This window comes from Avibacterium sp. 21-599 (assembly GCF_026226765.1).
Taxonomy (GTDB): Bacteria; Pseudomonadota; Gammaproteobacteria; order Enterobacterales; family Pasteurellaceae; genus Avibacterium.
Map to the genome: position 1 here is coordinate 1774673 of NZ_JAKKOB010000001.1, position 23751 is coordinate 1798423.

Here is a 23751-nt window from a genome sequence, read left to right on the forward strand (position 1 = left end):
TAAAATCACAATAATTCTACTCTTATTTTATTCGTTTTGTTATGGCTTTTCGTTACAATAAGGAAAATTTCAAAAGTTTTTAAAATCAATGTGATCAGAATGTTAAAAAAGCGTTTCTTGTTCTTTATTATGATACTATTTTGGCTTCCCCAAGCCAATGCGACACGCATCATCCCTTGCCGTGTGGTTGCGATTTCTGATGGCGATACATTCCGTTGCTTGCTTGAAAATAACAAACAAATCAAAGTCCGTTTAGACAGCATTGATGCCCCAGAAAAGAAACAACCTTTTGGTAATAAATCGCGTCAAACGTTAGCAAACCTGATTTATAAACAATTTGTTCAGCTTCAAATTACAGGCTATGACCGCTATCAACGTACCCTCGCGACGGTGTTCAACCAACAAGGTCAAAATGTAAATCTTATGATGATAAAGCAAGGAATGGCGTGGGTGTATGCTCGTTATGCAAAAGATCAACACTATTTTACCGCCCAACAGCTGGCACGCTCACAACGCATCGGCTTATGGCAAGATCCGCAACCCATTCCACCTGAACAATGGCGAAAAATACAAAGTGAACAGCGTAAACAAAAACGCCAACAAAAAGAGAAAGGATTATTCTATGGCTTTTAATCCCGCAGAATTTAGGAAAAATTTCCCTTATTTTCAACAACCTAACGCAGCCGTTTATTTCGACAGCGCAGCCACCAGCTTAAAACCGCAAGCCCTGATTGATGCGACGGTTGCTTTCTATCAATCCGCCGGCTCGGTACATCGCAGCCAATATGATGAACAACAAACCACGCGCTATGAACAGGCTCGTTCTAGAGTGAAAAAACTGCTCAATGCGGAAAGTGAACAAAGCATTATTTGGACATCAGGCACCACGCACGCGATTAATTTGGTGGCTAACGGCTTATTACCACAGCTTACGCCACAAAATGAAATCATCATCAGCGAAGCGGAACACCACGCCAATTTTGTTAGCTGGCAACAGTTAAGCCAAAAAACAGGCGCGAAACTAATCGTCCTCCCATTGCAGACTAACGGCGTTATTGATGATCGTGCATTAAAAAGTGCGGTGCAAAAAACCTGCAAAATTGTGGCATTAAATATGATGTCGAATGTAACAGGTGTGGTACAGCCTTTAGCCGATCTCATCCCTATTATTCGCCGCCAAAGTAACGCGTTAATCTTAGCTGATGCAGCACAAGCCATTCATCATCTCCCGATTGATTTACAACAGCTTGATGTGGATTTTCTCACCTTTTCGGCACATAAAATCTATGGCCCCACAGGGCTTGGCGTTTTAGCCGGAAAATTGACCGCACTTAACCGACTTCAGCCTTTGCTATTCGGTGGAAAAATGGTTCAGAACGTCAGCCCACAGCATACCGAATTTGCTGAACTACCTTATAAACTAGAGGCTGGCACGCCCAATATTGCTGGGGTAATCGGCTTTAATGCGGTGCTAGAATGGCTAGAAAAATGGGATAAAAATGCCGTGCATCAGTATGTGGCTCAATTAAGTGAAAAAATCATCGTGCGCTTGCAACAATATCCCACTTGTCAGCTTTTTGCTTATCACGATCACAGCCCAATTATTAGCTTTTTATTTAAGCATATTGATCTTTCTGATCTCGCTACCCTTTTAGCCGAACAAAATATTGCCTTACGCGCAGGCGAACACTGCGCACAACCTTATTTGGCAAGGCTTGGACAACGTGGTACATTACGCCTTTCTCTTGCCCCTTATAATAATGAGCAAGATATTGAACACTTTTTTAACGCCTTGAATAAGGCTTTAGCACTGTTAGATTAATGCAATGAGAACAAAAATAAAAAACGCCCAAAACTGGGAAGATCGCTATCGTTTCATCATTCAAAGCGGAAAAATGCTCTCTCGCCCAGATGAACAAACCCTTGCTCAAATGCAACCTATTTCTGGCTGTGAAGCCAAGGTTTGGTTCAAATTTGAAGAAAAAAACGACCGCACTTTTCTATTTAATGCCTTCAGCGAAGCACGCATTATTAACGGCTTGCTTTGGCTGATTTTGCAAGAAATTAACGGCAAAACAGCGGCACAATTACAATCTTTTGATTTAACCGCTTATTTTGATGAACTTGGGATCGCACAACGATTAAGCCACTCTCGCTTAAATGGTTTAAAACAAATTGAACAAATTGTGCGAAATTTAGCAACTTGTACAAATTAAATCTGTCGAAAATAAAAAACTTGCTATAATCGCCACAAGCAATTTATCAGGAAAAAGAATGAAAAAGAAACTTGTCGCATTTTTAATTTCTACCTTATTTTCCAGCGCCCTTTGGGCAGATTGGAAAATGGTGGGCAATGCTGATTATAACTGGGGGCCGTTTCAAATTTACACCTTAAGCCTCTATTCTGAAACAGGTCATTATCAAGAAAATCAACGCCCGTTAATGCTCTCGTTCAATTTTGATAAACCCGTGGAAGGCAAAAGTTTCGCCATTAGTTTAATCAAAGAAATCAATGCCCTCAAGATAGAAGGGGATACGGATAATTGGCTCGCGGAATTGCAAAAAATCTTTCCCGATTTCTCCCCTAATGATGTATTAAGCTACATTGCCTTGCCAAACAAGGGCTATTTTATTTTAAACGACACCGTGCTAGACAAAGAATTTGGTGATGCCTTTAACCGTGCTTTTATCACCAGCGCTTTATCACCAAAAGGCAGTTACAGCAAAATTTTACCACAGCTAATCGGCAAGGAAAAAAGTACTCACAGTAAAGAAGAACCTTTACTTAATACCCCAGATGTCGAAAAAATTGATGAAGATGAATTAAAACCCCAACTTCCTCCACAATTTGAATTTCAACAACAAACACGGGAAGACAGTTAGATAACAAATAAAAAAATCAGCCCCTAGAGGCTGATTTTCATTTTCGCTTAGCAATTTTAAGCTGATTGTTTTGGTTGTTTAAAGACTGTAACCGCTGGAGCTTCACCAGTGAATTTTTCCACTTGTACAATACAGGTATTTGGTGAATTACCCTGTGCCAGTTTTGATGTGCCTTCATCTCGAGTCAGTACATTTGGGCAACCATTTTTACATAATGGTTTATCCGATTGTCCAAGATCCGCTGGATCGTACCAAGCCCCTTCATGTAAGGCGACTGTACCTTTGATGATACCATCAGTAACAACAGCACCAGCAAGCACTTGTCCGCGTTGATTATAAATACGAACGATATCGCCATCAGCAATGCCACGTGCTGCCGCATCATCTTTATGAATTAGCACGGGTTCGCGATCATTCACCGCATATTTTTGGCGTAATGATGTGTGAGCAAGCTGGCTATGCAAGCGGTAGTATGGATGTGGTGTAACCAAAGCAAGGGGTGCTTCTGGTGTTGTGTTGCCCGCAAATTCGGCTGGCTCCATCCAACTTGGGTAGCCTTTACAATCATCATAATTCATTTTGGCGATCACATCAGAATAAATTTCAATTTTACCTGATGGTGTGCCGAGTGGATTAAGTAAGGGATCATTGCGGAAATTTTCATAACGAACCCATTTCTTAGCTTTTTCACTTGCTTTAAAGGTAATCGGTTTATTTTCTTCCCAGAATTTTTCAAATTTAGGCATTAATACACGGTTTTTGCGTGCCGCATCAAATGCGGTTTGGTAGAAGCCTTTTAACCAATCCATTTCCGATTTATTTTCGGTAAATTGTGCTTCTACACCGGCACGTTTCGCTAATTCCGTAAAAATATCATAATCATTTTTCGCTTCAAATTGCGGAGAGACAACTTGTTTCATTGGATAAATATTCATCATTGAATAGTCGCCTGACATTGTTAAGTCGTTACGCTCATAGCTTGTGGTAACAGGCAATACAATATCCGCCATACGTGCTGTTGGTGTCCAATTGACTTCATTAACAATGAAGGTTTCCGGTTTATAAAACGCCTTAACCAATGTGTTAGTATCTTGGTGATGTACGAATGGGTTTCCACCTGCCCAATAAACCAATTTAATATCAGGATAGGTAATTTCTGTGCCATTATATTGGATTGTTTTTCCGGGATTTAATAAGGCATCAGCGACACGCGCTACTGGGAAAGACATTTTTGATGTTTCATCTAACCACGTTTTTTCTCCAGCTTGCACAGATGGATTTGCGGTAATCGAACCGATAATACCGCCTGTTGCCGTTGGCGCGCCACCATTTGCATAATGATAACTGAAACCAAAGCCACCACCCGGTAAGCCAATTTGTCCGAGCATAGAGGCAAGGGTAACCATCATCCAATGGCTCTGTTCACCATGACGCTGGCGTTGCATTCCCCATCCGCCCATAAGCATTGTTCTCTTAGTGGAGAAATCAGTGGCTAATTGCTTAATGACTTCAACAGGAACACTCGTTAATTTGCTTGCCCAAGCGGCATCTTTTGGCTGTCCATCGGCTTTGCCTAACAAATATGCCTCAAATTTATCATAGCCTGCCGTATATTTTTGTAAAAAGGCTTTATCGTGTTTATTTTCGCTAACCAATGTATGGGCGATACCTAACATTAATGGCACATCTGTTGCGGTATTGATTGGGATCCATTCCGCACCTAAGAATTCACAACTTTCACTTCGTACAGGATCAATACAAATAATACGTTTCCCACTTTCTTTTAATTTCTTAAAGTATTCAATACCTTGCTGATCGGTGGAGGTCCACGCAATACGCAATGTGGTAAGTGGGTTTGCCGACCATAATACGACAATTTCAGAACTTTCTAAAATGACATCCCAACTTGTTTGCTGTTCATAAACTTCTATCGTGCCTAAAACGTGTGGCATAATCACTTGTGCTGCCCCAGTAGAATAATCCCCTTTTGAACCAACAAAGCCACCCGTTACATTTAAATAACGGTGTAATAATGTTCTTGCCGCATGCAACGCACCAGAGCTATACCACCCATAAGACCCCGCATAAATGCCAGTTGGGCCATAACTATCTCGCACGCGTTTCATTTCATTTGCGACAAGTTCAAATGCCTTATCCCAAGAAATTCGTACCCATTCATCTCTACCACGTAATGTCGTATCTTTATTTCCTTCTAGGTATCCTTTGCGCACCATAGGATATTTTACGCGTGTTTCACTATAAAGTTGATCCGCAACAACAGTTTGTAATTCATTAACAAGTGGAGAAGGAATGGCTGGCCCAGATTTAACCACTTTACCGTCTTCTAACACAACGCCTAATGGCCCCCAGTGAGCGGCTGTAACAACCGTTGTTTGTTCGGCTGCAAGGGCTGGCTGAGAGGTAACTAAAGAGCCAACAACACCGCCCGTTAAAGATGTTCCTGCAAGGCCAAGCGAAGAATGTTTAATGAAATCGCGACGACTTGCATTAATATTGTCTTGTTTTTTCATTTTTTAACCCTAGTAATGACGATCCACAAATCTATTTACTCAGAAAAATTACTTCAATTTCTACCGCACTTGTAATTAGATAGTGGGTATTAAAATTACGACACCTTTCTAAAACGAGTGGCATAATCATTTCTAACTATACCATTGTGCAAACAGGTTGCAGGCATTGCTTCCATATCTTTCGACTTAGGTTCACAAGCTCGGAGTCAGCCTAATACTAACGAAAGTGGTTAGTATTTATTCCTATTAGGAAACTATTTATGGTGGATTAAAATGACAATAATGGGTATTCGCTTGCCTGATTTTAATCCACTATTATGATACTAATGCGATAAGTTAGCCATATCTTTACCATTACGCTGCAAATAAATTGTTAATGTGCGTACATCGTCATCAGATAACGAGGTGCGATCTTTCATTGAATTGACCACACCAATCCATTGATTTGCTGTGTAATGATCGGCAGAAATAGGCGCATGACAACCACTACAATAGGTTTCATTTAAGTTCTTACCAAACTGATTCAGTGCGGTTAAATCTGCGGTTAAATTTGATTTTGGTACAACAATAGGTAAACGAATTTCTTTCCAATTCGCTGCAGTGACTTCATCATAAACAGAACGAATCACTTGAATCTTCTCTTGGGCAACATTTTCTAATAATGCCACCATAATACGTTTGCCCAAATCCATATATACAACACTTTCTGCCCCTTCTTGTTGCCAACCGCTTAATGTGGCTTTAACTTGTTCATCAGCCGTATTCCAATCAGTTAATTCAGCATAAGGCATTAAACGAATCGTTCCCCCTTCTTGCAATGTTGCATTTGCCATCGCTAAGCTATATAGGGTTTTATCTTCTGTCGAAAATTGCCCACTGTGTTTTGCCAATTCACTGTTTGCTTCATTGTTATCCACTTCCATTTCAGGCATAAAATGGACAATTCCTTTATGGCAATCAATACAGGTTTGATTGGTTTCCTGTGCAATTTTATGCATTTTCTGAGCTGCCTCAGATTGTTCGGATAACACCATTGCCTCTTGATTATGGCAGCTTTTACACGTAACCGAATCGCTTGCTTTCATCTCTGCCCAAACTGATTTTGCCATTGCTAAACGATGGGTTTCATAAGCGTCTTGATCGGGTAATTTATCCACCACAAAGGTATTCCACACATCTTTTAATGCCATCACTTTCGTTTTTACATAATGGAATGCGGAATCCTGTGGAATATGACAATTGGCACATTCCGCTCTTACGCCTTTGCGGTTTGAAAAATGCACACTTCCTTCCCATTCTTGTTTGGGAATTTCCATTGAATGGCAGCTCACACAAAATTCTGTGCTACTGGTTGCTTTCATTGCGTATTGCGATCCAGCAAACACGCCAACACCAAGCAATATGCCAAATAAACCGCCTAATACAAATTTCTTATTTAATTTTGCCATAGCCCCCCCACATAAAATTGATACATCAAAATAGGTAGAATAATGAAAGGAATTATAAGATGGGTATCGAAGTACTCAATACGTAAAGTTACGTATTTACCTCTTAAGGATTAGTAAAATTTGATATAACACAAAAAAGAACCGTTAAATACGGAACCAATGAGGCAATCTAAATACCGATTCAGCAAAAACATCGGGCGCAATTACGGTACTTTTTCCTTGCTGAATTTGGAATAATAAATGAGGCTGGCTAATTGAAAGATCTTTTGTATTATCAGGATAGGTAAGCCCAGCTTGAACTTCACCACCAAAATAATAAGTACCGTTTACCCCAGTATACGCTAAGGATCGAATGCCATTAATGACTTCTCTAAAGGCTCTTGGCGAGGTGCTATGTCGCCAAACATTCGCGAGAATTTGAATTTGATCATAAGCCACGCTGGCTTGTGAATAACTCGGTTGGTGGTGAAATAATTGCTGATAGTGTTGGCGGAATTTTTGTCCTGCATAATTCATACTTAATCCCGTTGTACTTGCCCATAACACATCTTCACATTGCTTTTCTTGTGGTAAAAATACAGAGGGAGCATAGATACTATAAATAATCGCATTAATTGGATTCTGTATAAAACATTGATAAAAAGCAAGAATATCTTCAGCAAAATAAGAGGCGAACACAATTAAAGTGGGATCAATATGATGAACCTGTTTCATTAATACATTGAAAACATCAGATGATTTTTCTAATGCAAGCACTTCCACATACCAATGTGCGTTACGCAGTTGAATAATCAGATTTTCAATACCAATATCAATTTTTTGCCACGTTACTGTAACCACTAAAATCCTTTTATTTTTCACAACTTGCGGATAATGATATTGATAAGCCTGAATAAAACGCGCGACACCTGCGCCATAATTAATATCACTTGCACAGGCTTGAAAAATATTTTTAATTTGCTTATGTTGCGACTTTCCTAAATCACTATGAGTGGCAAGATGAATATACGGAATTCCCTTGCTTGCAATCCATTCGTGTAAATCAGGGGAATAGCAAGCATAGCTTGCCGAAATCGCATCCACTTCTTTATCAAACAATGTTTGGTAAGCTTGTTGGATACTTTTGGGATCATCAACACGAAATCCGACAGTTTCTAACCGCACTTGTCGCCCCTGAATTCCCCCTTGTTGGTTGATCATTTCGACCGCTAACTGTGAACCGTTGCATAATTCCTGTGTATCCCATTGCCCAATACCTTGCTCCACATAAGGCACGCCAATGGTGATAGGACGAGAAATGGCGGAATGAATAAAGTGCGGTGTTTTTTTCGACAGTTTTTTACCCTTAGCTAGCCCTTCAATTTCATAGGTTGCTAAAAGAGATTGGGGCAAATCCCCCGGGGTTGGCAAACAGCACAGATTTTCTGTGATAGCAAACACCGCTAAACTCGTCCGATTGTCAATCTGTGTTTTTTGAAAAAGATGTTCAACGTGTTTGGCAACAGTACGCTCACTAATAAAAAGCTGTTGAGAAATTTCCGCATTGCTTAACCCACTACTGAGCAAGGTTAAAATTTCAAGTTCTCGTTTACTCAGCTCAAAAGGCAATGGCATTTGTTGCGCAGTAAGTAAGGTAAACCTTTGCTTATAACGTTGTAAACTGACATTAAACCATCGCTGATCAGCTTGATAATAGAAATGCACGTTATCGCGTTTGGAAGCCAGCAACGCCTGTGCATAATCAATAAGTTGGGGGTAATTTTCAAGATATGCCTTTCCTTGATGATTTTCCCATTCAATTAATTCTTTCTGCTCATTGACTAAACAAGACCATACTACTGTCATTTGCTTCCCTGTTATTGACGAATAAACTCGTCTATCATAAAGAAATTTCGCGCCATATTTAATGATATAAATCAACAGATTGCCGAACAAAGTAAAGTGCGGTAAAAAATATTATCATTTTTTAAATGAGCTAAACCTTAGTATAATGCCAGCTTAATTTTTTAAAATGTACAACTAGGAATAAATGAAATGAAAGTAATGTCTTTTAATATCAATGGGCTACGAGCAAGACCACACCAATTAGAAGCCATCATAGCACAGTATCAACCTGATATTTTAGGCTTGCAGGAAATTAAAGTGGCGGATGAAGATTTCCCCTATGCCTTAGTCGAACACCTTGGTTATCACGTTTACCATCACGGACAAAAAGGACATTATGGTGTGGCTTTTTTATTAAAACAAGCACCGAAAGCCATTCACAAAGGCTTCCCAACTGATGAAGCAGATGCACAAAAACGCATTATTATGGCGGAGATGGAAACAAAATTTGGTTTGCTTACTGTAATCAATGGGTATTTTCCACAAGGAGAAAGCCGTAATCACGAAACAAAATTCCCCGCGAAAGAAAAATTCTATGCGGATTTACAACGTTATTTAGAACAAGATCATAATAAAGAAAATCCAATTATTATTATGGGAGATATGAATATCAGCCCAAGTGATTTAGATATTGGTATTGGTGAAGAAAACCGTAAACGCTGGTTACGCACAGGAAAATGTTCGTTCTTACCAGAAGAAAGAGAGTGGTATAACCGTTTATACACCTATGGCTTAACAGACACTTTCCGCCACCTAAATCCAACGACAAATGATAAATTCTCGTGGTTTGATTATCGTTCCAAAGGCTTTGATGATAACCGTGGCTTACGTATCGATCATATTTTAGCAAGTAATAATTTGATCGACCGCTGTACCGATACAGGCATCGCTTTAGATATTCGTGCAATGGAAAAACCGTCTGATCACGCACCGATTTGGGCAGTGTTTGAATAAAATAAAAAGTGCGGTATAAATTTTCGGAAAATTTTAAAATTTTGTACCGCACTTAATAAGCCAATATCTTCTCTCATATTTCTATCTATTCAATATCGCTTTATATAAATCTTAAGTTTTATCTAACAAATACCATTCAAATTTTTATATATTGATTATCTTTATCGCGTTATTCATAATTCACACCTCTCATCAATAAAAAGGAAATCATTATGAAGATATTATCTGATGAAATCGCTACGAATTTATGCACATTATGTATTTACAGCAATGATAAAGATGATAATAAAGAATATATTGTCTGTTCAATAAACGATTGGATTATAATTTTTACAATAATTCTTAATATTGTGGTAATGCGATATTTCTCATTCTACTTTAACATAGAACAACTCACCCGTTTTTTTAACCCAATAACTGGAATACTGTCGTTAAGCATCATTAATGTACTAGTGGCACTTTGGATTATACGAGAAAATAAAAGTATCACTTTATTTATTCGTAAGAATCAGCTTATCGTTTCTGCGATCACTGCATTATTTACTACACTATTCTATATAATAAAGCCAACATTAATGTCCACGTATTATTCTGCGATAGAACAAGCAACATCAGAATTAACACTTAATTCAACACAGCAATACCCAATATTTCGTGAATTATTTCTCTCAATAACGATAGAGACAGTCTATTTCGTCAGTGCCATAACTGTTGCCTTTGAAATTACTACTTTTCTGCTCTCATCTATACCCTATAATAAAGAAAATAATACAAAAAAAACCTTTCACTTCCCACTTTTCAGCCTACTCATCATCTTCTTTTTTTCTGCAACACATATTCCTTATTTAATACATACACTGAAAAAAGTATTAACAAACCAAAATATTAGCTATTTAATTGTTAAATATGAATACTATTCACTCGGTGAAAAATGTAACAACCCCAAATTAATTGAGCTAAGTCAAACAAATCAATATCGGTTTAAGTTTATTTCTCATAATAAAGTAATTTATGTTGAGAGAATGTGGGATAAGGATATAAACAAGGAAGAGTGGACATCTAAGAATATTACTAAATATAACTTCTATCCCGATAAAGAAGAATGTATCAAATTTGAATGATTTTTTCGTGAGCTGTATAGTTACTTAAAATAACAACAAGACAATAATGCATCATTGAATTAAAAATAATCAGGTAATCCAGTCGTTTGATATTTTCCCATAGATGTTCGATTGGATTAGATCGATTTGTTTACCGCTGTTTCTGTAAAACAAACTGTTGCGTAATATCACGTAAATAGGTAGCTGAATGTTGTTGTACATATTGATCTAATTTTTGTCTATCCAATTTGGTTGCATTTTAACCTTTCACTGAATAATTAAGGCGACCTGTTTGTTTTTTTAAACAGGTTGTCTTTCTTGATAAATTAAAAATCGTTGAGACTTGGCTGATATTTCTGCATTATTTATAATAGCTTAATGCGTTATATCGTCAATCCACCGAATATGCCATATTCTCTCAACCTTGAGGTTCAGGTATTGTACTATTTTATTTTTAAATGACGATAACAAAAAAAGATAGCCCGAAATCGAACTATCGTCTTTTTACATCAAAATAACCTTTATATTAAACGCTATTTCCCATTCTCAACCCATTTTCCCTCAATATAATCAACACGCCATTTTGTGGCTTTACCATTTTTTTCTGACGTAACATATTGACGTTTTTCTTTTCGGCTAAAACGTACAATCGCTTCATTACCTTTAGGATCTTTCTGTGGTGCATCGGCCAAATATTGTAACTTCTCAGGTAAACGATCACGATATTGTGCTAATTCAGCCACTTTTGCTGCACGAGTTTCACGTGATTTTGGAAAATTATGCGCAGACATAAACACGCCACTTGCCCCATCACGCAAAACAAAATAAGCATCTGAATTTTCACATTTTAACTCTGGGAAATGTACAGGCTCTTCTTTAGGTGGCGCAACTTCACCATTTTTTAAGATTTTACGCGTGTTATCACATTGGGTACAGGCCATATATTTACCAAAGCGCCCTAATTTTAAGTGCATATCCGCACCGCACTTATCACATTCAACAATCGGACCATCATAGCCTTTAATTTTAAACTCACCTTGCTCCACGACGTAGCCATCACAATTTGGATTATTCCCACAGACATAAAGTTTACGTTGCGGATCAATAATATAGCTATCCATTGCCGTGCCACATTTCGGGCAACGTTTGCGTTCCATCAGCGCTTTCGTTTCGGAAGCTTCGTCCAGAACGTTTAATAATTCAGCTTCAGGAATTAAATTTATCGTGGTTTTACACCGCTCTTTTACTGGTAAGGCATAGCCTGAACAGCCTAAAAATACCCCCGTACTGGCAGTGCGAATTGCCATTGGGCGGCCACAAGTTGGGCATTTAATATCGGTTAGCACAAGGCTATTTGGCTTCATTCCGCCTTCTAGTTCATCTAATTCGGCTTGACTAAGTTGTGCAGAAAAATCTTTAAAGAATTGATTTAATTCTGTTTTCCAATTTTTTTCTCCGCTAGCAATTTGATCCAGCACATCTTCCATATTCGCGGTAAAATCATAGTTCATTAAATCAGCAAAAGATTGATTAAGCCGATCTGTCACAATTTCGCCCATTTTTTCTGCATAAAAACGACGGTTTTCTACACGTACGTAGCCACGTTCTTGAATGGTTGAAATAATTGCTGCGTAAGTAGAAGGACGACCAATACCACGCTTCTCTAGCTCCTTGACTAATGCCGCTTCGCTAAAACGTGCTGGTGGCTTGGTGAAATGTTGCTGTGGAATCACCTCGTTTAAATTTAGCTGATCGTTCACCGCAACATCGGGTAACACTTGATCTTCGGCGCTTTTACTCATTGCTGGTAACACCTTTGTCCAACCATCAAAACGCAAAATACGCCCTTTTGCTTTCAAGCTATAATCCCCGGCGGTTACCGTCAGCGTTGAGCTATCATATTGTGCTGCTGGCATTTGACAAGCAACAAATTGGCGCCAAATAAGATCATATAAACGCACCGCATCTTTTTCCATTCCTTGTACATCTGCTGCTAATATACGGACATCAGAAGGACGAATGGCTTCGTGTGCTTCTTGGGCATTTTCCTTGCTAGAATAAAAATTTGGCTTAGCCGGTAAATAGGTCTCACCATAATGGGAGGCAATATAATCACGCACCATATTTAACGCATCTTTACTCAAATTTGTGCTATCGGTACGCATATAAGTGATATAACCGGCCTCGTATAAACGTTGCGCTAGCATCATCGTTTTTTTCACGCCAAAATTTAGGCGAGTGCTTGCTGTTTGTTGCAAGGTTGAAGTGATAAAGGGCGCTTTCGGTTTGGAGCTGGTTGGTTTGGTTTCTAAATCAGAAACGATATAGTCAGATTTTTGTAAAAAATCCACCGCACTTTGTGCTTGTTGCGCATTCTTCGGCTCAAATTTTTTACCTTTAAAACTGGTTACATCAAGGCGTAAGCCAATTTTCTGTGCGGTTTCCGTTTGCACCGCAACTTCCCAATATTCTTCAGGTTGAAATGCTTTGATTTCTCGTTCACGCTCAACTAACAGCTTTACTGCCACGGACTGCACTCGCCCAGCGGATAAGCCACGGGCGACTTTTTTCCATAACAGTGGCGATACCATAAAGCCCACCACGCGGTCAAGAAAACGACGTGTTTGTTGTGCATTAACACGATCAATATTTAAATGTTCTGGATGCTCAAAGGCTTGCTTAATGGCATTTTTCGTGATTTCATTAAATACCACTCGACTAAAGCGCTTATCATCACCACCAATCACTTCGCGCAAATGCCACGCAATCGCTTCTCCCTCTCTATCCAAATCGGTAGCAAGGTAAATATGATCCGCTTTTTTAGCGAGAGATTTCAGTTCTGCAACCACTTTTTCTTTTCCCGGTAAAATCTGATAGTTTGCTTTCCAACCGTGATAAGGATCAATCCCCATTCGTTTTACTAAGGCATTACGTTCTTTTTCTTGCTTGATAGCTTGTTTTTCTTCCGTGCTTAATCCTTTGGTGGAAATTGGTTTGGCTTTCTCTCCCGTACTTCCCGCTGTTGGCAAATCACGAATATGTCCCACACTGGATTTTACAATATAATCTTTTCCTAAATACTTATTAATGGTCTTCGCTTTGGCTGGCGACTCCACTATCACTAAAGATTTACTCATCTTTTTCTTTACCTAATTTCTGCTAACTTGTGTAAAATTGCCCGATATATTGCGGACTATCTTATGTAAGGTCAATCATTTTTTTAAAAAAGGAAGCATAAATGGATAAACTCAATGCAATTTCTGTCTTTTGTAAAGTGGTAGAAACGCAAAGTTTTACCCAAACAGCAATTCAACAAAATATCTCTGTTGCGATGGCAAGTAAGCTGGTTTCCCAACTGGAAGAACAGCTTAAAACGCGCCTGTTACAACGCACGACAAGAAAGATCGTTCCCACTGAAGCTGGGCTACTTTATTATCAACGTTGTTTGCCGATTCTGGAAGACTTACAAGATGCGGAAGCAAGTATCAGTAATCTCGCGACTACATTGCAAGGTAAGTTGCATATTTCTGTGCCACGTGATTTTGGCTTGCGTTTTATTGCCCCCAATTTGGGGTTATTTCTGCACGCCCACCCTAATCTTGAAGTTGATATTGAATTTAACGATCGTTTAGTGGATTTAATTACCGAAGGATTTGATCTCGCCTTACGCATTGGCAATTTGCAAGATAGCTCATTGGTGGCAAAAAAAATTGCTCGTTCAACAATGCATATCGTAGGTTCGCCAGATTATTTCGCAAAAAACGGCGTGCCACAGACCCCAGAAGAATTATATCAGCACAAAATAATGCTGTATAAATCCAACAATAATCAAATATTTTGGGAATTTATTAATGGAACAAGAATTGACCGTTTACGCATTCAGTCTGATGTAATGTGTAACAGTGGCTTGGCATTGGCTGAATTAGCGAAATCAGGACTAGGCATTGTGAATTCACCGCGTTTTCTGATTGAAAATGAATTAACTTCGGGAGAATTAGTTGAAGTCCTTGCAGATTACCCACAGCATCAGATTGATTTAAACATTGTCTATCCTCACCGCCGTCATCTTGCGGCTAAAGTAAAAGCGTTTATTGATTTTTTAAGCCAACTTGGTTTATGCCAAGAAAATATTGCAAAATAGAACGATCTCTCAGCAATAACGAAATAAAAAGTGCGGTATTATTTTTAAAAAATTTCCCCTTCTATTTACATAAAAGGGGAAACACATTTTTAATGCAACGTTCCGCAATTAATACAGTATAAATACTGCCCTTTTGGATCGTTAAATTGACTCAATTGGTTAAGTTGTTGTTTTACTTCACCGAATGGTTTTGCTAAGCCAAGGGAGCTGAATAATTGTTGTTGTACGCCTTTGCCAAAGCCTTTCATCAATGTATCGAATAGAGAATCATTACGTTCGATTAACCATTCTACACTAAATTCTTCGGCAGGTTGCTCGCCTTGTTTTGCCTGAGCTAATTCTGTTGCCTTCGCTACCGCACGATCAAAATCGCCCAGTTCGTCCACCAATTTATTTTGCAATGCCTCCGCTCCTAACCACACTTGACCTTGTGCAATTTTATCCACCTCAGGTTTAGCCAACTGGCGACCTTGGCTCACAAGAGAAAGGAATTTATCGTAGCCGTGTTCAATTTCAAGTTGATAAATATCACCTTTTACTTTTGAAATACCACGAAAAGAAGACTGCTGGCTTAAAGGCGAGGTTGCCACGCCATCGGCATTCACGCCAATTTCTGCTACCGCTTTCTCAAAAGTAGGAACAATTGAAAAAATACCGATTGATCCCGTAATGGTATCCGCATCAGCGAAAATATAATCAGCAGTACTCGCAATCCAATAACCGCCTGAAGCAGCCATAGCCCCCATTGATACCACCACTGGCTTCCCAGCTTGTTGTAAATGGACAATTTCCTGACGAATAATTTCCGAAGCAAAGGCGCTTCCACCGGGGCTATTAATACGCAAAATCACCGCTTTAATTTTTTCATCTTCATAAGCCTGACGTAACAACGTCGCAATAGTATCACCACCAACGCCATTTTCATCAGTTTCACCATCAATAATAGCCCCTTCAACATTAACTACTGCAATACGATTTTCCCCCTCGCCGTCTATGCGATCAGGTAACGCAGCCAAATAGCGATCAAATGGCAATAGCTTTGCTTCCCCTTCTTCATTTTTACCAAAAAGTGCGGTGAGTTTTTTCGCTAACGTAAAACGATCAGCGAGTTGCGTAACGAATTTTTGCTGTTGAGCATACGCGGTGAGATCACCATTTAACGCTTTCAAATGGGCAAAATATTGCTCTGCTTCAGGTAATATGTCAGCGACAGGAATTTGACGATTGTCCGCAATCAGCGTTTTATAATCTGTCCACATCGCACTTAACCAACGCTGCATATTGGCTTTTGCTTCTGGCGACATATCATTACGCAAAAATGGTTCAACGGCAGATTTATAAGTCCCGACACGAAAAATATGTGGCGTAATTTTCAACTTATCAAGCAAATCTTTGTAATACAGATTGTCCACTGCCAAGCCTTGAATTTCCACCGCACCAATTGGGTTGAGATAGATTTCATCCGCATAACTTGCTAGCACATATTGTTTTTGTGAATAACTATCTGCATAAGCAATCACAGGCTTACCACTTTGTTTAAATTCATTAATCGCATTGCCCACATATTTGATCGCGGGTAAATCTGCTCCTTCAAAGCGGTTTAGATCTAACACCAAACCTTTAATGCGTGGATCATTGATCGCAGATCGAATGCTATATACCAAATCAAATGTTGAAATTTGACGTGGTACATATTGGGAATCCACTTCTTTCAGCAAATCTTGCAAAGAGTGAATTTCTTCTCGGTTATCCGCTAAATACCCCTCTAAATTAAGTAATAATGCCCCTTCATCTGCACCAAGTGGGGCTTGTGTTTCTTTATTTGCATTTGTCAGCAAACCTACCATTGCAAAAACAAAGAGTACAAAAACAAGGAAGACTAAATTCATCACAACATTACGAATAAAATTTAATCCTCGCCATAGCATTGAGCCTAATTTCATCAGCGACTTCATAAATTTCCTTATTATTTAACGTTATTTAAGAAAGCGTATCATAAACAGATTAACCAGCAAATGCGACTAATTCTTTATCACGCTGCTATTTTTATCAGCACAAGTTTATTTTCTCGATCAGGATCGTAAAACTTGCCAAAAAATCACCGCACTTAACATAATTTTGCTATGGTTGTTCTCAATATAAGGAGATGGTAATGCTGAATTTATTTAAACGCCCAATTGAAATAGAAACCTTGGAAGCTTGGGCTAAAATGTCAGAGGATATGGCCAAAGTTGCGATACTTGCTGTGCCTATGATAATATTCGGGCAAAATGGAACGCTATTTAAGATTATAAGTAGTTTCACATTAGTATTTATTGCTTATGCTACACTTGCGGTAGGAAAACAGCTTCGCAAACTTAAACCTAAACTATCAAAGGAGGATTAAATGGAACTGACGATTGGATTGCTTGTTCTATTAGGCATAGTTTTAGCTTTTGGTGCCGGCATTAATCACGCTGCAAAACAAGCGGAAAAAGAAGATAAAAAAAACTGATTCTATCAGCCCCTAATACTAAGGGGCTTTTTTACTACACGAATATAATACAAAAATTTATGCGATAATCCATCGCATATTTCATAACAAGAATAATCATAAAAGGACTGATTATGGATGCTTTAACCCTACTCACTTCACGCCGTTCTAATAAAAAGCTCTTTGCACCGGCACCAAGCAAAGCACAACTTGAACAGATTTTCCAAGCGGCATTACACGTCCCCGATCACGGAAAGTTACAGCCTTATCGCTTTGTGGTGATCGAAAAAGAGGGATTAACTCAATTAGGCGATTTACTAAAAAATGCGGTACAAGAATTTAATTTAGGTGAAGAGCGGTTGAAAAAAGCAGAAAATTTACCAAATCGTGCGCCAATGATCATTGCAGTGATCGCCAAAATTCAAAAAGATATTGCCAAAGTACCCGCTTGGGAACAAATGCTGACCGCTGGCTGTGCAACTTATGCAATGCAACTAGCGGCTAATGCACAAGGCTTTGACAATGTTTGGGTAACCGGCCCTTGGGTTGATGGTTCAGACTTGCGCCAAGCCTTTCATTGTGAAAATTCAGACAAAATTGTTGCATTCATTATGCTTGGCACTGCTGAAGAAAAAATCAACCGAGAATCCAAACAGATCAATTTGGAACAATTCGTCAGCTATTTATAGCATATGAAAAAGTAACAAAAAATCACCGCACTTAGAAAATGCGGTGATTTTTTTATTGGGTAAATATAAGTAATAAGACGTTATATAGATAATATACATATCATTGCAAATTACCATCTCTCTAATGCCTGCTGATCACTCTCTCGATGTTCAATCCACCGTTCGCCCTTATCTGTCTGCTCTTTTTTCCAAAAAGGCGCTTTGCTTTTCAGAAAATCCATAATAAATTCATTTGCTTGGTAGGCTTCACCACGGTGAGGGGAACTGACCGCAACAAGCACGATTTCATTACCCGTATGCAATAAACCAACACGATGAATGACAGCCACGCGCAATAACTGCCAACGGGAACAGGCTTCTTCCACGATTTCACGTAACGCTTTTTCGGTCATTGCAGGATAATGCTCTAGAAACAAACTGGATACATTATCTCCTAAATTCATTTCTCGCACTTTTCCTACAAAAATCACGGCTGCCCCAACATTATTCGGCGCAGATACCCAACGATAAACCGCATTTTGATCAAAATGTGCAGTTTGTACAGCTATTTGGATTTCTGCCATCTTATCCTCCTGTAACTGGTGGGAAAAAGGCAATTTCATCACCATTTTGTACCGCACTTTCAAGATTAGACAATGTTTGGTTAATAGCAACTAAAAGTTTTTCTTTATCTAATGCTAATGCCCATTTACCCCCTTTAGCACTTAAATGTTGGCGTAATGCTTCTGCATTGGCAAATTGTCCTGTTACTTCGATCTCATCAACACCAATTAACTCTCGTGTTTGGGCGAAAAATAATACTTTAATCATTCTGTTTTTCCTGCTAAAAAATGGCCAGATTTTCCACCGCACTTTTCTAAAAGGCGAATATTTTCAATCACGATATCTTTTTGCACCGCTTTACACATATCATAAATGGTTAAGGCCGCCACGCTTACTGCGGTAAGCGCTTCCATTTCCACGCCTGTTTTGCCCGTTAATTTACATAGGCTTTCAATACGCACTTGGTTGCGCTCAGGTAAGGCAGTTAAAGAGACTTCCACTTTTGAAAGTAATAAAGGATGACATAATGGAATTAAATCCCAAGTCCGTTTTGCCGCTTGTATCCCCGCAATACGCGCGGTGGCAAAAACATCACCTTTGTGGTGTTGGCCTGACAAAATCATTTGCAAGGTAGAGGGTGACATTGTCACTAAAGCTTCTGCTCTTGCTTCACGAACTGTTTCTTGTTTGCCCGAAACGTCCACCATATTGGCTTCGCCATTGTTATTAATATGAGTAAATGTGGTCATCGTTATTCCTTTATTAACCGCCAATGCTGGCAAGATGATTACGCACTCCGCTATCACCATTATGTAAAAAATGATGTTCCCGTTTTCCTTGTAAGGCGGAAAATATACGTGCTTCTAATTGTGGCTGTTGCTCGTCATACTGTAATAAATCACGTAATTCAATGCCCTCCTCACCAAATAAACATAAATGCAATTTACCTTTTGCGGACACTCGTAATCGGTTGCAACTTGTACAGAAATTCTTTTCATAAGGCATAATTAAACCGATTTCCCCTTGATAGTCGGGGTGTTTGAACACTTTAGCAGGGCCATCTAAATAACCACGCGGTTGTAATTGCCAACCGGACTCAAGTAATTGATCAGCTAAAATTTGCCCAGATAGATGATAGCGTTGAAAAAATTGATCCATTTCGCCCGTCTGCATTAATTCAATAAATCGCATTTGAATGGGGCGATCTTTAATCCAATTGAGAAACGCCCCAAATTCTTGGGTATTCAGATTTTTCATTAATACAGCATTTACCTTTACCTTACGGTATCCCACCTCAAAAGCACGATCAATGCCTTGCATAATTTCAGCAAATTTATCTACCCCGGTAATACGTTGAAACATTTTAGCATCAAGGCTATCGACACTCACATTTATGGAGGTAATTCCTGCTTGTTTCCAAGCTGATACCTCTTTTGCCATACGATAACCATTTGTTGTGAGCGCAATTTGCTTAATATGTTCAACTTGCTGAATGTGTTCCACGATTGAGAGGAAATCTCTGCGTAAGGTCGGCTCACCGCCCGTGATACGAATTTTTTCCGTACCAAGATGAGCAAAAGCACGCACCAAGCGAACAATTTCACTTTGAGTAAGAAAGCTCGGTTTATTTGGCTCTGGCTGATAACCATTGGGTAAACAATAGTTACAACGAAAATTGCACATATCTGTAATAGATAAGCGCAGATAATAATATTGGCGAGCAAACCCATCTATAAGACGCGTTTCTCCCACCTGCTTTATGGGAATTGTTTGCATTAGACACCTTTCTAAAATGAGAGAGGATAAGCCGTTTCCAACGTATCCCTGAGTAATACAACATTGTATTACTGGCATTGCTACCTTATTTCATCGTTAAATAAAACGTAGGCAAACAAGCTCGGAGTTATGCGAAAATTTTCTTTATTCTAAAGGTTTAAGCGAATTTAAGCTATACCTAGAATGAGATCTATATCAAAAAAGGGGATATTTTTTACTTATAAATCAATTATATAATATTTTATACAACGAAAATTTATAAAATTTACACCGCACTTTTGTTTAAATTTGTTTATACTTAACATCCGTCTCACCCTCACCTATTTAAGGAAAAATAATGAGTGATTTAACACCACATAGCCGTCATGAAAACTTAGATAAAATAAATAAAATTGTGGCTATTGGCGGAGGACACGGACTTGGACGCGTAATGTCTGCCTTGAGTTTTATGAAAGAACGCCTTACCGGTATCGTTACCACCACAGATAATGGCAGTTCGACAGGAAGAATTCGGCGGCAGCAAGGCGGGATTGCTTGGGGTGATCTGCGTAATTGTTTAAATCAAATTATCACAGAACCTAGCACTGCTTCTGCATTATTTGAATATCGCTTTTCAGGAAGTGGGGAATTAGCAGGTCATAATCTCGGCAACTTAATGCTTAAAGCGTTAGAAAATATGCATATTCGCCCAACTGAAGGGGTGAATTTAATCCGCGATCTCTTACATGTAAAATCATTCATTATCCCTATGTCTGAAACCCCTGTACACCTCGCGGCTTCGCTTCCCTCTGGCTCAAGCGTAGTCGGTGAAGTCGAAATTGATGATTTAACTGAAATCCCCAATTCTATTTTTCTTGTTCCCCTTGTCAGTGCGACGCCCGAAGCGATACAAGCTATTCAACAGGCTGAAATTATTTTATTTGGACCGGGGAGTTTTCTCACTAGCATAATGCCACCGATTTTATTACCTGAAATCATCAATGCATTGAGAAACAGCCAAGCTAAGAAAATTTTCATTGATAATCTTGGGATTGAGCATAGCCCTTCTGCGGCATTGTCGTTACAAGATCGGATAAATTGGATTAACGAAACGGTAGGGAAAAATATTATTGATGGCGCAATTGTTCAAAATGGCTTAGAACCAGCACAGAAAAATGAAGGTTTAACCCTTATTGCAAGACGATTACGTGCAGACGATGTCACCTACCGCCACGATCGCACATTATTATGCAAAGCCATTGATGATTTGATTGAAGAATTAATAAGATAAGTCATTGTACTTAAAAATAGGACGAAATCCTTTCGCCCTATTTTTTTTCTAAAATTATTTATTAATTAAACTCAAAAACTCTTTCCTTGTTTCTCGATCATCAAGGAATACGCCACCAAATGCAGAGGTAACAGTATAACTATTGGTATCTTTAATACCTCGACATTTCACGCAAAAATGAGTGGCTTTAACATACACTGCCACATCTTCTGTTTCTAAAATGGTTTGGAAAGCCAGTAAGATTTGTTCAGTTAGGCGTTCTTGTACTTGTGGGCGTTGGGCAAAAAATGCCACAACACGATTAATTTTTGATAACCCAATTACCCATTTTTTCGGATAGTACGCAACGGACACCATTCCATCAATGGTGACAAAATGATGTTCACAAGTGCTAGTTAGTGTAACGTCATTTACCAACACCATTTCGCTCACTTTCATTCGATTTTCAATATTGGTGATTTTCGGGAAATTGGCGTAATCCAAGCCACTAAAAATTTCATCAATGAACATTTTGGCTAAACGAACGGGGGTTTCCTCAAGGCTATCATCACGCAAATCCAGACCGATCAATTTCATTACCTCACGCATATGTTGCTCAATGCCTTCTCGACGTTGAGATTTTGTAAGTTGTGTGGTAATCATCGGGGTTTCTATCCCTTTGCTCACTAATGCCTGACGAACTTTCTCTGCCTCAGGTGAAATTTTATTCATTGACTACTCTCCAAATTTTAAATTGGGCTATTCTATCAAAGTCTAAAACAATAATAAAATGAGAATAATAGTTAATTTATATGAAAAAAATGAGTAGAATGAGAAAATATTTAAGCAGACAAAAGGACAATTTATGCTTAGCCTTGAACAAGCGCTAACACAGATGTTAGATCAACTTCCTTTACCACAACAATGTGAAACGCTCCCTTTATCACAAGCAAGCCAACGCATTTGTGCGGACGATATTATCTCTCCAATTAACGTGCCTTCTTTTGATAACTCTGCAATGGATGGTTATGCGGTGCGTCTTGCGGATCTTGCACAATCACATACGTTAAACGTTGCAGGCAAAGCCTTTGCGGGTACCCCTTTTAATGGTGAGTGGTTGCCACAAAGTGCAATACGAATTATGACAGGCGCAATGATCCCAGCGGGTACCGATGCCGTGGTCATGCAAGAAAATGTGCAACTTAATGAAGACGGCACGGTAACCTTTAATGAAATCCCCAAATTAGGGCAAAATATTCGCCGTGCTGGTGAAGATGTGAAAAAAGGCGATGTGGTACTAAAAACAGGCGAAAAACTCACCGCACTTTCCTTACCCTTACTTGCTTCTTTAGGTATTGCTGAAGTGCCTGTATTTGCACGTTTAAAAGTCGCTATTCTTTCTACGGGTGATGAATTAGTGCCAGTAGGTGAACCATTAGGTACAGGTAAAATTTATGATACCAACCGCTTTACGGTGAAATTATTGCTCGAAAAATTGCCTTGTGAAATTTTAGATTTCGGCATTTTGCCTGATGATGAAGCATTATTTGAAAAAGCCTTTTTACAAGCACAAGAGCAAGCAGATTTAGTCATTACCAGCGGTGGGGTTTCTGTCGGTGAAGCAGATTTCACGAAAAATATTTTAGAAAAACTTGGCACGGTCAATTTCTGGAAAATCGCAATGAAACCCGGCAAACCTTTTGCATTCGGTAAACTCGAAAAAGCGTGGTTTTGTGGCTTACCGGGAAATCCCGTTTCGGCATTCGTTACGTTTTATCAGTTAGTACAGCCTGCTATCGCAAAACTCAGTGGATATAGCCAATGGCAAGCGCCACAACAACTCAGGGCGATAGCCAGTGAAAATCTGAAAAAGGGCATCGGTCGCAAAGATTTTCAACGCGGTTTTTATTGGCTCAATGAACAAGGACAACTTGAAGTCAAAGCCGTTGGTTTTCAAGGTTCTCATCTCTTTAGTGCGTTTATTGAAAGCAACTGTTTTATTGTATTAGAAGCAGAACGAGGCAATGTGCAAGCCGGTGAAATGGTTACCATTGAACCCTTTAATGAATTGTTGGGCTAA

General features: G+C 39.0%; 21 protein-coding genes and 2 riboswitches. Of the genes, 11 read left to right on the forward strand and 10 right to left on the reverse strand.

Going from position 1 to position 23751, the window contains the following annotated elements; genetic code table 11:
• The first annotated feature begins 99 nt into the window (after positions 1 to 99).
• From L5B83_RS08515 to L5B83_RS08530, 4 genes are read left to right on the forward strand one after another with little or no spacing between them, the layout of a single operon-like run.
• Entirely contained in the window at positions 100 to 633 is a 534-nt protein-coding gene (locus L5B83_RS08515) for a thermonuclease family protein (RefSeq protein WP_265778162.1), read from the forward strand.
• On the forward strand, positions 623 to 1822 hold the full coding sequence (locus L5B83_RS08520) for an aminotransferase class V-fold PLP-dependent enzyme (protein ID WP_265778163.1): 1200 nt from the start codon (positions 623 to 625) through the stop codon (positions 1820 to 1822). Before L5B83_RS08515 ends, L5B83_RS08520 begins: the two co-directional genes overlap by 11 nt.
• 4 nt (positions 1823 to 1826) lie before the next feature.
• Positions 1827 to 2216, forward strand: a complete 390-nt coding sequence (locus L5B83_RS08525) for a SufE family protein (protein WP_265778164.1) — start codon at positions 1827 to 1829, stop codon at positions 2214 to 2216.
• A 58-nt stretch (positions 2217 to 2274) separates the two neighbouring features.
• Entirely contained in the window at positions 2275 to 2883 is a 609-nt protein-coding gene (locus L5B83_RS08530; protein ID WP_265778165.1) for a hypothetical protein, read from the forward strand.
• Between the two features lie 56 nt (positions 2884 to 2939).
• Here the strand turns inward: L5B83_RS08530 and torA are convergent, their stop codons facing one another.
• The 3 genes from torA to L5B83_RS08545 form a co-directional block, all read right to left on the reverse strand.
• The gene (gene torA / locus L5B83_RS08535) at positions 2940 to 5414 is read right to left on the reverse strand and encodes a trimethylamine-N-oxide reductase TorA (RefSeq protein ID WP_265778166.1); all 2475 of its coding nucleotides are present in this window, start codon (positions 5412 to 5414) and stop codon (positions 2940 to 2942) included.
• A gap of 85 nt (positions 5415 to 5499) precedes the next feature.
• A riboswitch (molybdenum cofactor riboswitch) is annotated at positions 5500 to 5632 on the reverse strand.
• A 105-nt stretch (positions 5633 to 5737) separates the two neighbouring features.
• On the reverse strand, positions 5738 to 6862 hold the full coding sequence (locus L5B83_RS08540; protein WP_265778167.1) for a NapC/NirT family cytochrome c: 1125 nt from the start codon (positions 6860 to 6862) through the stop codon (positions 5738 to 5740).
• Between the two features lie 144 nt (positions 6863 to 7006).
• On the reverse strand, positions 7007 to 8707 hold the full coding sequence (locus tag L5B83_RS08545) for a LuxR C-terminal-related transcriptional regulator (RefSeq protein ID WP_265778168.1): 1701 nt from the start codon (positions 8705 to 8707) through the stop codon (positions 7007 to 7009).
• Positions 8708 to 8896: 189 nt separating this feature from the next.
• Between L5B83_RS08545 and xthA the strand changes: the two genes are divergently transcribed.
• A complete protein-coding gene (xthA, locus tag L5B83_RS08550; protein ID WP_265778169.1) occupies positions 8897 to 9700 on the forward strand; it encodes an exodeoxyribonuclease III in 804 nt (267 codons plus the stop codon).
• 212 nt (positions 9701 to 9912) lie between these two features.
• Positions 9913 to 10821, forward strand: a complete 909-nt coding sequence (locus L5B83_RS08555; protein WP_265778170.1) for a hypothetical protein — start codon at positions 9913 to 9915, stop codon at positions 10819 to 10821.
• Between the two features lie 512 nt (positions 10822 to 11333).
• On the opposite strand, the gene topA is transcribed toward L5B83_RS08555, so the two are convergent.
• Entirely contained in the window at positions 11334 to 13937 is a 2604-nt protein-coding gene (topA, locus tag L5B83_RS08560) for a type I DNA topoisomerase (protein ID WP_265778171.1), read from the reverse strand.
• A gap of 101 nt (positions 13938 to 14038) precedes the next feature.
• Between topA and L5B83_RS08565 the strand changes: the two genes are divergently transcribed.
• Entirely contained in the window at positions 14039 to 14941 is a 903-nt protein-coding gene (locus tag L5B83_RS08565) for a LysR family transcriptional regulator (RefSeq protein ID WP_265778172.1), read from the forward strand.
• Between the two features lie 89 nt (positions 14942 to 15030).
• On the opposite strand, the gene sppA is transcribed toward L5B83_RS08565, so the two are convergent.
• On the reverse strand, positions 15031 to 16896 hold the full coding sequence (sppA, locus tag L5B83_RS08570; protein ID WP_265778173.1) for a signal peptide peptidase SppA: 1866 nt from the start codon (positions 16894 to 16896) through the stop codon (positions 15031 to 15033).
• Between the two features lie 197 nt (positions 16897 to 17093).
• On the opposite strand from sppA, the gene L5B83_RS08575 reads away from it, so the two are divergent.
• Both L5B83_RS08575 and L5B83_RS08580 read left to right on the forward strand, forming a co-directional pair.
• Positions 17094 to 17327, forward strand: coding sequence for a hypothetical protein (locus tag L5B83_RS08575; protein ID WP_250363046.1), 234 nt, complete (start codon positions 17094 to 17096; stop codon positions 17325 to 17327).
• Between the two features lie 221 nt (positions 17328 to 17548).
• A complete protein-coding gene (locus L5B83_RS08580) occupies positions 17549 to 18103 on the forward strand; it encodes an NAD(P)H nitroreductase (protein WP_265761895.1) in 555 nt (184 codons plus the stop codon).
• A gap of 110 nt (positions 18104 to 18213) precedes the next feature.
• On the opposite strand, the gene moaE is transcribed toward L5B83_RS08580, so the two are convergent.
• The 4 genes from moaE to moaA all read right to left on the reverse strand — a co-directional run bounded on the left by moaE (position 18214) and on the right by moaA (position 20422).
• A complete protein-coding gene (gene moaE / locus L5B83_RS08585) occupies positions 18214 to 18666 on the reverse strand; it encodes a molybdopterin synthase catalytic subunit MoaE (RefSeq protein WP_265778174.1) in 453 nt (150 codons plus the stop codon).
• Between the two features lies 1 nt (position 18667).
• A complete protein-coding gene (gene moaD / locus L5B83_RS08590) occupies positions 18668 to 18913 on the reverse strand; it encodes a molybdopterin synthase sulfur carrier subunit (RefSeq protein ID WP_265778175.1) in 246 nt (81 codons plus the stop codon).
• Positions 18910 to 19395, reverse strand: coding sequence for a cyclic pyranopterin monophosphate synthase MoaC (gene moaC, locus L5B83_RS08595; RefSeq protein WP_265778176.1), 486 nt, complete (start codon positions 19393 to 19395; stop codon positions 18910 to 18912). The genes moaD and moaC overlap by 4 nt, the downstream gene beginning before the upstream one ends.
• Before the next feature lie 13 nt (positions 19396 to 19408).
• Positions 19409 to 20422 (reverse strand): GTP 3',8-cyclase MoaA, encoded by a 1014-nt coding sequence (moaA, locus tag L5B83_RS08600; protein ID WP_250364461.1) that lies wholly within the window; start codon positions 20420 to 20422, stop codon positions 19409 to 19411.
• Positions 20411 to 20561: riboswitch (molybdenum cofactor riboswitch) on the reverse strand. It overlaps the preceding gene by 12 nt.
• 198 nt (positions 20562 to 20759) lie before the next feature.
• Here moaA and L5B83_RS08605 point away from each other — a divergent pair.
• On the forward strand, positions 20760 to 21692 hold the full coding sequence (locus L5B83_RS08605; RefSeq protein WP_265778177.1) for a gluconeogenesis factor YvcK family protein: 933 nt from the start codon (positions 20760 to 20762) through the stop codon (positions 21690 to 21692).
• A gap of 54 nt (positions 21693 to 21746) precedes the next feature.
• Here the strand turns inward: L5B83_RS08605 and folE are convergent, their stop codons facing one another.
• The gene (folE, locus tag L5B83_RS08610) at positions 21747 to 22403 is read right to left on the reverse strand and encodes a GTP cyclohydrolase I FolE (protein ID WP_250364459.1); all 657 of its coding nucleotides are present in this window, start codon (positions 22401 to 22403) and stop codon (positions 21747 to 21749) included.
• 133 nt (positions 22404 to 22536) lie between these two features.
• Here folE and moeA point away from each other — a divergent pair, with 133 nt between their 5' ends.
• Positions 22537 to 23751: a molybdopterin molybdotransferase MoeA gene (gene moeA, locus L5B83_RS08615; protein WP_265778178.1), complete on the forward strand. Its 1215-nt coding sequence runs from the start codon at positions 22537 to 22539 to the stop codon at positions 23749 to 23751.